Source organism: Phenylobacterium sp., assembly GCF_030680185.1.
GTDB lineage: Bacteria > Pseudomonadota > Alphaproteobacteria > Caulobacterales > Caulobacteraceae > Phenylobacterium.
Genome location: NZ_JAUXVZ010000009.1, coordinates 15,221 through 26,610, shown reverse-complemented (window position 1 = coordinate 26,610; position 11,390 = coordinate 15,221). Strand labels below are relative to the sequence as shown.

Sequence of the window (11,390 nt, the reverse complement as noted above, 5' to 3'; positions counted from 1 at the left end):
GGGAAGGACGAGGCGTGCCCAGGCGAGCGGCGTATGAGGTCCTGGCTCCCCGGTGGTCTCCCACCTCGATTTCGCCAGTCACACAGGACAGAGGTGTCCTAACGCCGGCCGGTCGGCGGAGTCAATGCAAGGCCTGCCGGCCTTCAGCGCGGCGGCGGCCAGGGCTCGGCGGCGGTGAGTTTCCAGCGCAGGCGCGCGCCGACCTCCTGGCGCACCTGGCCGCGCAGCACCACCTGGCTGGTGCGCCTGGCCTGGCCGTCCTGGAAGAAGACCGAGGACTCGATGGAGACCTCCATGGCGTCGTTGCGCAGCCACCAGCCGGTGTCCTCGCCCTCGCTCTTGATCAGGACGCTCTTGCCGTCCCTCGCCAGGGATGCCCGGGCGTCGGGGTGGACGTGGAAGCGGACCACGAAGGGAATGAACCGCCGGGGGTCCTCGCCCGGGGCGGCGTCTGTGACCGGGGTGAAGCGGTCCTCGCCGCGCAGTTCGTCGGCGGCCAGGTCCAGATAGAGCCTACGTTCGTGCCGCAGCCCAAAGCGGCGGACCCAGCCGTCGTGGGACATTTCCAGCCACAGGGCGCCATCGGCCTGCTGGCGCTTGGCGCTTGCCGCCGCGTCGGCGCCGATCAGCCGTGGACCCAGCGCCCGGGCGCTCAGGCCGCGCACCGGCGCCCCACAGGGCAGGTCGCCGAGCGAGGCGGTGGAGGCCGCGTCTCCCAGGCGAAGGGCCTCGGGCCCGACGGCGTCCGGCGACCAGCCGCAATTGGTGATCGCCCGGCGTCCGCTGATCAGGATTTCGAGAGCCAGGGGCTGGGCGCAGGCCGTGACGCTCCAGGCGCCCTCGGCCGGCGGGGCGGCGTCAGCCACCACCTGCAGGCTGCGGCTCTCGAGGCGGTGATAGCCGTTCCGCGTCGCCGGCAGGGTGCGCGCGCCGTCGCTCTCGCTGGCGCGGGCGGCGGCCACCAGGGCCGGGCGCTGGGCCTCGCCGCCCTGGAAGACCGGCAGGGCGCCGTCGGCCAGGGTGAAGAAACGCACCGCGCCGATCAGCCGGTCGATCGCCCGCATCATCTCGTCGGGCGGCGCCAGGCCCCGCTGGACCAGGGCGGCGTCCAGGGTCTGCAGGTCGAGCAGCAGGCTGAGCGCCGCCTGGGGCGAGCGCGAGGCGTGGCCGCCATCGGCCAGGACGGTGACGGGGAGGGCCTTGGTCAGGCGCTCCAGGGCCTGGGTGGTCAGCCGGTCGCCGGCCTCGCCGGTCAGGACGGCGCCGGCGAGCGCCGCAGCGCAGGCGCGCTCTGCGGCCTTCACCGGCCCGTCGATGGTGGAGAGCAGGTGTCGCCCCTGACGGGCGAGGTCGAGGGAGATCAGGGCGGTCTCGGCGTCCGAGGCGCCGGCGCAGAGGGTGGGCGCGGCGCAGGCCAGGTTGAACACCCGCCGCGCCAGCACCTCGGGGTCCCAGGAAAAGGCGTTCCAGCGGCCGAAGATGCGCCGCCAGAGCAGGGCCAGGCGAAGGCCCTCGGCCGCCCCGCCCTCGCCCAGGGCCAGCAGGTCCCGCAGCCAGTCGAACCGGTGCAGGGCGATGGCGAACCGGCGGCTAGGATTGGGGCGGTCCCAAGGGTCGCCCTTGGGGCCTGCGTGAAGGGTGGCGCCGGCGAAGGTGAAGTCGCCCAGCAGGATGCGGCGTCCGGTTTCGGCCCGCCCGGGTCTGGGGTCGGTCGGCGCCGCGGTCAGGCCTTCGGGTCTTGGTCTCGCCAGCAGCCAGCGGTGGGGGGGCGAGCCGCCCCATTCCCGGCGCAGTTGCCGGCGCAGGCCAACAGCCAGGGCCAGGGCGGCCACCTGGCCCGGCAGGCGCCTGGACGCCGGCGCCGGCGGGGGCTGTCCGGCCACGGGCGCCTCGCTCACCCGCCCCGAAGGGCGGTGATGTTGTCGGCGTAGACTTCGGGCCCGCCCTTGAAGACCGCCGTGCCCGCGACCAGCGCGGTGGCGCCGGCGTCGCGGCAGAGGCGGGCGGTGTCGCGGGTCACGCCGCCGTCCACTTCGAGGATGATGTCGCGGCCAGTGCTTTCGATCAGCCTGGCCAGCCGTTCGATCTTCTTGAGCTGGGAGGTCATGAAGCTCTGGCCGCCGAAGCCGGGATTCACCGACATGACCAGCATCAGGTCCACCTGGTCGAGGACCGACTCCACCGCCTCGGGCGGGGTCGATGGGTTGAAGACCACGCCGGCCTTGGCGCCCAGTTCCCGAATGCGCTGCAGGGTCCGCGACAGGTGCGGACCGGCCTCGGGATGGACGCTGATGATGTCGGCGCCGGCCTTGCGGAAGGCCTCCAGGAAGGGATCGGCCGGCGCGATCATCAGATGGACGTCGAACGGGATGTCGGTGTGCGGCCGCAGGGCCGCGATGACGTCCGGACCGATGGTCAGATTGGGTACGAAATGGCCGTCCATGACGTCCAGGTGCAGCCAGTCGGCGCCGGCGGCGGCCACGGCGCGGGCCTCCTCGCCCAGGCGGGCGAAGTCGGCGGCCAGCAGGGACGGGGCGATGATGGTCTTTCGGCTCATCGTCTGGACTTAACCCAAGCCGCCCGCGGGCCACAAGGACCCCACGGCCGGCGAGGGCCGATCACTCAGCCCTGCCGCAGGAAGCGGGCGATATAGAAGCCGTCCGTGCCGCCGGGGCTGTGGAAGGGCAGGATGCGCAGGGTCCCGTCGGGCCGCAGGCTCTCGGCTGGCGCGCCGCCTTCGCCGGGCGCGATCGGCTCCAGGACGAATTCCGGATGGCGGGCCAGGAAGCCAGCGGTCTGACCCTCGCCCTCCTCGGGCTCCAGGCTGCAGACGCAATAGATCAGCCGGCCATGGGCGGCGACCCGTGGGGCGGTGGCGTCCAGCAGGCGGGCCTGAGTCTCGACCAGGCTGGCGATATCGGCCGGCCGCGCGGCCCACAGCACGTCGGGATGGCGGCGGAAGGTGCCGGTGGCCGAGCAGGGCGCGTCCAGCAGGACGGCGTCGAACAGGTCGGGCGCCTTCCATTCGGTGGCGTTGGCTGTGACGGTGGCGGCCTTCAGTCCCATCCGCTCCAGATTGGCCGCCAGGCGCTTTAGTCGCCCGGCCGAGCGGTCCAGGGCCGTCACGCTGGCGCCGGTGGCCGCCAGTTGCAGGGTCTTGCCGCCCGGGGCGGCGCAGAGGTCGAGCACCTGCTGGTCGGGACCGGCCTCCAGCAGCCGGGCGGGGATGGCGGCCGAGGCGTCCTGCACCCACCAGGCGCCCGCTTCGAAGCCCGGCCAGGTCGCCAGGTCGCCGCGGCGGGCGGTGCGCAGGCTTCCGCCCGGCAGAATCTCGGCCTCCAGTTCGGCGGCCAGATCCTGGGTCGTCGCCGGATCGCGCACGGAAAGGTCGGTGGCGGGCTCCTCGGCGATCACCGCGGCGATCTTCAGCGCCGTCTCGGGGCCGTAGGCCGCGCTCCAGCGGGCCATCAGCCAGGGCGGCGGCAGGGCTTCGGGGGCGTCCAGGGCAGGGGGCTCGCGCAGCAGGCCGCGCAGGACGGCGTTGATCAGGCCCTTGAACGGACGGGTGTCGCGGCGCGAGGCGGCCAGATCGACGCTGGTGGCCACCGCCGCAAAGGGCGGGGTCTCCATCAGGAAGGCCTGGGCCACCCCGATCCGCAGGATCTGGCGCACGCCGTCCGGCGGCGACTTGGCCAGCTTGGCGTCCAGGGCGCGGTCGATGGGGCCGAGCCGGCGCAGGGTGGCCATGGCCAGGGCGCGGGCGAAGGCCCGGTCCCGGGGCGAAAGCGCGCTGAAGGCCGGCGTGGAGATCGCCTCCTCCAGGCCGGTGCGGCGCGCCAGGGCGGCGGTCAGGATGTCGAGGGCCGCGCCCCGGGCCGGCAGGCCAAGATCATTGTCTTCGTTCACCGACTGCGACGTGCCCGCTCCGCAGGCCTCAGGCAAGGAAAGATCGCGGGCTGCGATGATTTGGACCCGCGGGAGGGACGGCTGGCGCCGGGACGTCCGGCGTCCTAAATCATGACCATGACCGACGCGCTCCCGCCCAACGCCGCCCCCGACAAGCCCCTGAGTCCCGCCGCCCGCCGCGCCCTGGAAGAGGCCGAGGCCCGACGCCAGGCCGAGGCTGCACAGGCCGCCCTGGCCGCCGAGCAGGGCGGCCCCAAGGGACTCGAGCCCACCCGGTTCGGCGACTGGGAGCGCAAGGGCATCGCGGTGGACTTCTAGGCCCTCGCCAGCCGCGCGCCTGTCTGCGGCCAAGCTCGCGCAGGACTTGCAAGGACTCGTGCCCACCAGCCCGGCGCGTTAGCGTTCCGTTAAGTTTTGTATCCGGAGCGTATGATGTCCTGGTCTTTCCGCGCGATCGCGGGTTTCGCCCTCACCCTGGCTGTGGGCGGCGCGGCCGCCGCCTGCCCCCCACAGAATCCCTGCGCGACGCCCTATGGCGGCGGCTATTCCGGCGGCGGCTATTATGACGCCTATGGCGCCGACCAGAGCTACCAGGCCTATCAGCGCAGTTCCGGCTATCATGAGCGTTATGGCTATGAGCAGGCCTATGTGAGCGACGCGTACGGCACGCGGGGCTACCAGCAGGAGTATGGCCCCTACCGGCAGGAATACGGCTATCCGCAGGCGCCGGCCTACGGCTATCCGCCGCCGGCCTATGGCCCGCCGCAACACGGGCCCGCGCCCTATCCGACGCCGGATTACGGCCCGCCGAACGCCTATTATCCGCCGGCGCCCTACTATCCGCCGGTCCAGTCCCCTGGCTACGGCCCGTGCTGCGCCCCTTGCGCCTCGGCCTGCGGCTCGTCCCACGGCCAGGTCCTGCCCATGAGTTTCTTTGCCGACTCAGGCGGCGTCGGTCCGATCCCATCGGGCGGCGGCTATGGCGGGGGCGGCTATGTGATCGTCAATGGCGGCGGCTCCAGCCACGCCTCGTCCTACGCCTCGTCCTCGGCGTCCGCCCGCGCCTCGGCCAACGTCTCGGTGCGTGGCGGCTACGTTTATGGCCACGGCGGCTATGGCGGCCATAAGGGCGGCCACGGCGGCGGCCATGGGGGCAAGGGCGGCTACGGCGGCGGCAAGGGCCACTGAGTCCTAGGCGCCGGCCATCTCGGCGACGATCCGCAGAGCTGCGGCCTGGGGATCGTTGGCGCCGGTGATCGGGCGGCCGCAGACGATGTGCGAGGCTCCGGCGCCCAGGGCCTGGGCTGGCGTCGCGGCGCGGGCCTGATCGTTCTTCGCCGACCAGTCGGGTCGCACGCCCGGCGTCACCACCAGGAAGTCCGGCCCGCCGATGGCCCGGGCCAGCTGCGCCTCGTGCGGGCTGGCGACCACCCCGTCGCAACCGGCGGCCACGGCCTGATGGATCCGCCGCTCCACCAGGGTGCGGGCGCTCTCGGAATAGCCCATCTCCACCAGATCGTCGTCCGACAGGCTGGTCAGCACGGTGACGGCCAGGATCTTCAGGCTCGAGCGCCCACGGCCCCGCACGGCGGCGGCCATGACCTGGGGCTCGCCGTGCACGGTGAGGAGGTCGCAGCCCGACTCGGCCAGCACCGCGGCCGAGCGCTGCACCGTCGTGCCGATGTCGTGCAGCTTCCAGTCGAGGAAGACCTGCTTGCCCTGGGCCTTGAGGTCGCGGGCCAGGGTCATTCCGCCTGACGCGAACAGCTCGAGACCGACCTTGTAGAAGCTGACCGCCTCGCCGAGCGCCTCGACCATGGCGCGGGCCTGGTCGATGTCGGGCAGGTCCAGGGGCACGATCAGGCGCGGATCGCAGGCGGCGGCGGTCTCCAGGCGGGCGGCGGCGTTCATGGCGCGGGCTCCGGGCAGGTTTGCGCCGCTCCCGCCTCATAAGGGAGATCGGCGCCGCTTTAATTTTGGGCTAGAGCATTTTCAGCTGAAGTGGACACCGGTTCAGCGAAGAAAATGCTCAAACTTCAAGGAGTGTCGAGCAAGATTCGATCCGATCAATCGGATCTTGCTCGGGGAGCGAGGCATGAGCCAGGCTGAGTTCGCGGTCAACTTCTTCGTGGCGTTGTTCGCCCTGATCGACCCGATCGGGAACGTCCCCCTGTTCGGCGCCGCCACCCAGGGCAGCAAGGGGCGCGATGCGCGGCTGGTGGCCGTCTATATCGCGCTGTTCATTCTGGGCTTCCTGACCTTCTTCTACTTCTCTGGCCTGGCCCTGCTGGCTTTCTTCGGCATCTCCCTGCCGGCCTTCCGGATCGCCGGCGGCATCATCCTGTTCCTGCTGGGCCTGGAGATGGCGCGGGACGACTTTACCGCCACCTTCTCGGCCATGGCCGAGGGCGACGAAAATCCGAAGGGCCGGGCGGGGCGCAAGTTCGAGCGCCTGATCGTGCCCTTCGCCATGCCCCTGCTGATCGGACCCGGCGCCATCTCCTCGGTGGTCATCTACGCCAGCGAGGCCAAGGCCTTCGGTCTGGCCGGGGCGGCCATCGGCGTCGGCGTGATCGGCGCCATCGCCCTGGTGGTCATGCTCTGCTTCTGGGCGGCGCCGGTGATCAGCAAGATCCTCGGGCGCATCGGCATGACCATCGTCGTGCGGGTGCTGGGCCTGATCCTCTGCGCCATGGCGGTGCAGTTCGTGCTGGTGGGCATCGCCGACGCCACCAGCGGGGTGATCCTCAACGAAGCCGCCAACCCCTATGTGAGCCAGTGACGGGCCTCGCCGTCTCAGGGCTTGGCGGACCGCCAACCCTGGGCGGCGGTGATCGCCATCACCCAGCGGTCGGGCAGCAGCCAGGCCAACCCAGCCAGCGCCTTGTTCACCGCGCCGGGCACACAGACCGGCCGGTTGGCCTCGACCGCCGCCAGACCCGCGGCGACCACCGTCTCGGCGTCCATCCAGAGCCAGCCCGGCGTGGTTCGGTCCAGCGGCTCACGCATGCCGTTGACGTCGTGAAACTCCGACCAGGTCAGGCCGGGGCACAGGGCGCTCACATGGACCCCGCTGCTGGCGCACTCCTGATGGAGGCTCTGGGAGAAGCCAATGAGAAAGGCCTTCACCGGCCCGTAGAGCCCCACCCCGCCGGGCGTCAGACCCGCGACGGAGGCCACATTGATGATGCGGCCGAACCCGCGGGCGCGCATCCCCGGCAGCAGCCGGTGGGCCAGTTCGCACGGCGCGGTCAGCATCACCTGAAGGACGGCGGCCTGATCGGGCCACGGGTTGTCGCCAAAGCCGCCGGGCAGGCCGTAGCCGGCATTGTTGACCAGGATGTCCACCGACCGGCCCTGGGCCGCCAGGGTCGCATCCAGGGCGGCTGGCGTCGCGGGGTCGGCCAGATCGGCGGCCAGGGTCAGCACCTCCACCCCATGGCGATCGCGCAACTCCGCGGCCAGGGCCTCCAGGCGATCGGCGCGCCGGGCGGTCAGGGCCAGGTCGCAGCCCTGGGCGGCGAGCGCCCGGGCGAAGGCTGCGCCGATGCCGGCGGACGCCCCGGTCACCAGGGCAAGGCGACGGTCCATTTGCGCTCCTGCGACGCGTGGGAGACGGTCCGCAGCGGACGCCGTCCCGCGGCGAAAGTGGCCAAGGTCAGCCTTCGCCGCAAGCGGCCTAGCCGCGCACCGGACTCGCCTGAGATTGAACCCCATGCGGAATGGGTGTATCGCGCCCGCCGCATCGTCGGGGCGCAGACGTCCTGTCTGGGATTACGAGACACCGCCCCCACGGTCTCCGGAGAGTCTGGATGAGTGAGCCGAACCCATCGGCTGCAGGGACGCATTCCGATGCGTCCCACCCCAAGGCGGACGGTTTCTGGGCGCTCGCCCTGGGCTCCGTCGGCGTCGTTTTCGGCGACATTGGCACCAGCCCGCTCTACGCCATGCGCGAGGCCCTGGCCCATTCCCGAAGCGGCGGGACCGAGGAGCTGGCGGTGTTCGGGGTGGTCTCCCTGGTCACTTGGGCGCTGATCCTGATCGTCACGCTGAAATACGTGGTCTTCCTGCTGCAGGCCGACAACAAGGGCGAGGGGGGCACCCTGGCCCTGATGGCCCTGGCCCGCCGCGCCCTGGGCCGCCGCTCCGGCGCGGTCTTCTTCCTGGGCATGGTCGGCGCCGCCCTGTTCTATTCCGACGGCATCATCACCCCGGCCCTGTCGGTGCTCAGCGCCGTCGAGGGCCTGAAGGTGGCGCCGGGCCTGGGCACGGCGCTGGCCCCGTTCGTCCTGCCGATCTCGGCCGGCATCCTGATCGCCCTGTTCATGGTGCAGTCCCGCGGCACGGCCAGCGTGGCGCGTTTCTTCGGACCGATCACGGCGCTGTGGTTCCTGACCCTGGCGGGCCTGGGCGTGCTGCACATCTTTGACGACCCGCGCATCCTGATGGGCCTTTCGCCGCACTACGGGGTGCTGTTCCTGCTCGACAACGGCTTCCTGGGCTTCGTCATCCTGGGCAGCGTCTTCCTGGCCGTCACCGGGGCGGAGGCGCTCTATGCCGACATGGGCCACTTCGGAAAGGGGCCCATCCGCGCCGCCTGGGTCATCCTCGTCCTGCCGGCCCTCCTGCTCAACTATCTCGGCCAGGGCGCTCTGGTGCTCGACAATCCCGAGGCCCGCCTGAATCCGTTCTTCGAGATGATCCCGGAGTTCGCCTTCTGGCCGGTCCTGGTCCTGGCCACGGCGGCCACCGTCATCGCCAGCCAGGCAGTGATCACCGGCGCCTTCTCGGTCACCCAACAGGCCGTGCAGCTGGGCCTGCTGCCGCGGATCGACATCCGCCGGACCAGCGAGACCCTGGCCGGCCAGATCTATGTGCCGCAGGTGAACATGCTGCTGCTGGCCGGCGTGCTGGCCCTGCTGGCCATGTTCCAGACCTCGTCCAACCTGGCGGCGGCCTATGGCATCGCCGTGACCGGCTCCATGCTGGTCGACAGCATGCTGTTCTTCGTGATCATCGGCGCCCTTTGGAAGCGCCCGTGGTGGCAGGCGGCGCTGGCCGCTGGCGCCTTCGGCCTCATCGACCTGGTGTTCGTCTCGTCCAACCTGCTGAAGATTCCCCAGGGCGCCTGGTTCCCGCTGGTCATGGGGGCCGGCCTGGTGCTGGTCATGTGGACCTGGACCCGAGGCGCCCAGATCCTCACCGACAAGACCCGCCGCGACAGCATCCAGCTGACCGAGCTGACCGAAATCCTCAAGGCTCGCGCGCCGCACCGGGCGCCGGGCACGGCCATCTTCCTGACGTCCGATCCCGACGTCGCGCCGGTGGCCCTGATGCACAATCTCAAGCACAACAAGGTGCTGCACGAGAAGAACGTCATTCTCACCGTCCGCACCACCGAGACCCCGCGGGTCAAGGACGAGGACCGGATCAAGATCGAGCCGGTCAACGAGGACTTCAAGAAGGTCACCGTGGCCTACGGCTTCATGGAGAGCCCGAACCTGCCCAAGGCGCTGGGTCTCTGCCGCAAGCTCGGGCTGAAGTTCGACATCATGGCCACCAGCTTCTTCCTCGGCCGCCGCTCGGTCGTGCCCTCGGCGCAGTCGGGCATGCCGCTCTGGCAGGACCGCCTGTTCATCTATCTGATGCGCAACGCCGCCAACCCGACGGACTTCTTCAAGATCCCCCCCGGCCGCGTGGTGGAGCTGGGCACCCAGGTCACGGTCTGACCCCTGTGGGCCGGCCTGGACTCAGGGGCCCGTCCTGCGCCATGGGTGCGGGCGCGACACTGCGGGGCGGAGATCGACCATGAACTGGCTGGGCATTGTGGGCGACGCCCTTTGGATTCTCTCCCTCTCGATCATGGCCAGCGCGTCGCGCGGCGCCTGGAAGCGGATCGACCCGCAGACCACCCTGCCGATGCAGTTCGCCCGGGACGGCCGGCCGGTCCTGCGGCTCAAGCGCAATATCGCCCTGCTGCTGGTCCCCACCCTCGGCTTTCTGATCAGCCTGCTCCTGCTGGGCCAGAACCGGGCGACCCCGCCCGGGACGCCCGAGGCCCTGATCCTGTTCGGCGTCCGCGCCACTCTGGCGGGCCTGTTCGCCCTGGTTCACCTGCGCTGGCTGAGCGCCGCCCTGGCCCAGCTGGACCAGGAAGGCGCGCTTAGGTCTTGAACGGACGCCCCTTTCGCCCTTAAAGCCGCGCCTGTTTCCTTCCCTCCTGCTCCTCGAAAGACTGCGCCCCATGGCCGCCGATAAGCCGATCAAGAAAGTCGTCCTCGCCTATTCCGGCGGCCTGGACACCTCGATCATCCTGAAGTGGCTGCAGACCGAATACGGCGCCGAGGTGGTCACCTTCACCGCCGACCTTGGCCAGGGTGAAGAGATCGAACCGGCGCGGGCCAAGGCCCTGGCCGCCGGCGTCAAGCCCGAGAACATCTTCATCGAGGACGTCCGCGAGGAGTTCGTGCGCGACTTCGTGTTCCCGATGTTCCGGGCCAACACGGTCTATGAGGGCCAGTACCTGCTGGGCACCTCGATTGCGCGGCCCTTGATCGCCAAGCGGCAGATCGAGATCGCCCGGATGACCGGCGCCGACGCCGTCAGCCACGGGGCTACCGGCAAGGGCAACGACCAGGTCCGTTTCGAGCTCGGCTACTATGCGCTGGAGCCCGACATCCATGTGATCGCCCCTTGGCGGGAGTGGGACTTCAAGAGCCGCGAGGCCCTGCTGGACTTCGCCGAGAAGCACCAGATCAAGATCACCAAGGACAAGCGCGGCGAGGCGCCCTTCAGCGTCGACGCCAACCTCCTGCACTCCTCCTCCGAGGGCAAGGTGCTGGAGGACCCGGCGGTCGAGGCGCCGGAATTCGTCCATATGCGCACCCTCTCGCCCGAGGATGCGCCGGACAAGGCCACCGTCATCACCATCGACTTCGAGAAGGGCGACGCCATCGCCATCGACGGCGAAGCCCTGTCGCCGGCCGCCCTGCTGACCCGGCTGAACCAGCTGGGCCACGACAACGGGGTCGGCCGCCTGGACCTGGTCGAGAACCGCTTTGTCGGCATGAAGTCCCGCGGCGTCTATGAGACGCCGGGCGGCACGATCCTGCTGGCCGCCCACCGGGGGATCGAGTCCATCACTCTGGACCGGGGCGCCGCGCACCTGAAGGACGAGCTGATGCCCCGCTATGCGGAGCTGATCTATAACGGCTTCTGGTTCAGCCCCGAGCGCGAGATGCTGCAAGCGGCCATCGACCACTCCCAGGCCCATGTGTCGGGTCAGGTGCGGGTGAAGCTGTACAAGGGCAATGTCACCGTCATCGGCCGCTCCAGCCCCTATTCCCTGTACGACCAGGAGCTGGTCACCTTCGAAGAGGGCAAGGTGGCCTACGACCAGCGGGACGCGGCCGGCTTCATCAAGCTCAACGCCCTGCGCCTGCGCGGCACGGCCAAGCGCGACCGCCGGGGGCGCTAGCGCGGCC

At 70.6% G+C, this 11,390-nt stretch carries 11 protein-coding genes and 1 riboswitch; of the genes, 6 read left to right on the top strand and 5 right to left on the bottom strand.

The window, feature by feature from the left end:
• Nucleotides 1-9: 9 nt before the first annotated feature.
• A riboswitch (ZMP/ZTP riboswitch) is annotated at nt 10-92 on the bottom strand.
• Nucleotides 93-143: 51 nt separating this feature from the next.
• The 3 genes from Q8L83_RS01265 to Q8L83_RS01255 all read right to left on the bottom strand — a co-directional run bounded on the left by Q8L83_RS01265 (nt 144) and on the right by Q8L83_RS01255 (nt 3,906).
• Nucleotides 144-1,883 (bottom strand): heparinase II/III family protein, encoded by a 1,740-nt coding sequence (locus Q8L83_RS01265; RefSeq protein ID WP_305284325.1) that lies wholly within the window; start codon nt 1,881-1,883, stop codon nt 144-146.
• Between the two features lie 11 nt (nt 1,884-1,894).
• Nucleotides 1,895-2,557 carry a ribulose-phosphate 3-epimerase gene (gene rpe, locus Q8L83_RS01260; RefSeq protein ID WP_305284324.1) on the bottom strand — a complete coding sequence of 221 codons (663 nt, stop codon included), beginning with the start codon at nt 2,555-2,557 and terminating at the stop codon, nt 1,895-1,897.
• Nucleotides 2,558-2,622: 65 nt separating this feature from the next.
• Nucleotides 2,623-3,906: an RsmB/NOP family class I SAM-dependent RNA methyltransferase gene (locus tag Q8L83_RS01255; RefSeq protein WP_305284323.1), complete on the bottom strand. Its 1,284-nt coding sequence runs from the start codon at nt 3,904-3,906 to the stop codon at nt 2,623-2,625.
• Between the two features lie 111 nt (nt 3,907-4,017).
• Between Q8L83_RS01255 and Q8L83_RS01250 the strand changes: the two genes are divergently transcribed.
• Together Q8L83_RS01250 and Q8L83_RS01245 are read left to right on the top strand one after the other, a co-directional pair.
• Complete coding sequence (locus tag Q8L83_RS01250) at nt 4,018-4,224, top strand: DUF1674 domain-containing protein (protein ID WP_305284322.1); 207 nt, start codon at nt 4,018-4,020, stop codon at nt 4,222-4,224.
• 114 nt (nt 4,225-4,338) lie between these two features.
• Nucleotides 4,339-5,094, top strand: a complete 756-nt coding sequence (locus tag Q8L83_RS01245) for a hypothetical protein (RefSeq protein WP_305284321.1) — start codon at nt 4,339-4,341, stop codon at nt 5,092-5,094.
• A 3-nt stretch (nt 5,095-5,097) separates the two neighbouring features.
• On the opposite strand, the gene pyrF is transcribed toward Q8L83_RS01245, so the two are convergent.
• Nucleotides 5,098-5,817, bottom strand: a complete 720-nt coding sequence (gene pyrF, locus Q8L83_RS01240) for an orotidine-5'-phosphate decarboxylase (protein ID WP_305284320.1) — start codon at nt 5,815-5,817, stop codon at nt 5,098-5,100.
• Between the two features lie 184 nt (nt 5,818-6,001).
• On the opposite strand from pyrF, the gene Q8L83_RS01235 reads away from it, so the two are divergent.
• Nucleotides 6,002-6,688 carry a MarC family protein gene (locus Q8L83_RS01235; protein ID WP_305284319.1) on the top strand — a complete coding sequence of 229 codons (687 nt, stop codon included), beginning with the start codon at nt 6,002-6,004 and terminating at the stop codon, nt 6,686-6,688.
• 14 nt (nt 6,689-6,702) lie between these two features.
• Here Q8L83_RS01235 and Q8L83_RS01230 read toward each other — a convergent pair whose 3' ends face one another.
• A complete protein-coding gene (locus Q8L83_RS01230) occupies nt 6,703-7,497 on the bottom strand; it encodes an SDR family oxidoreductase (protein WP_305284318.1) in 795 nt (264 codons plus the stop codon).
• A gap of 221 nt (nt 7,498-7,718) precedes the next feature.
• On the opposite strand from Q8L83_RS01230, the gene Q8L83_RS01225 reads away from it, so the two are divergent.
• From Q8L83_RS01225 to Q8L83_RS01215, 3 genes are all read left to right on the top strand, one after another.
• Nucleotides 7,719-9,635, top strand: a complete 1,917-nt coding sequence (locus tag Q8L83_RS01225; RefSeq protein WP_305284316.1) for a potassium transporter Kup — start codon at nt 7,719-7,721, stop codon at nt 9,633-9,635.
• A gap of 79 nt (nt 9,636-9,714) precedes the next feature.
• Nucleotides 9,715-10,080, top strand: coding sequence for a hypothetical protein (locus Q8L83_RS01220; protein ID WP_305284315.1), 366 nt, complete (start codon nt 9,715-9,717; stop codon nt 10,078-10,080).
• A 70-nt stretch (nt 10,081-10,150) separates the two neighbouring features.
• A complete protein-coding gene (locus Q8L83_RS01215; protein WP_305284314.1) occupies nt 10,151-11,383 on the top strand; it encodes an argininosuccinate synthase in 1,233 nt (410 codons plus the stop codon).
• Nucleotides 11,384-11,390: the final 7 nt, after the last annotated feature.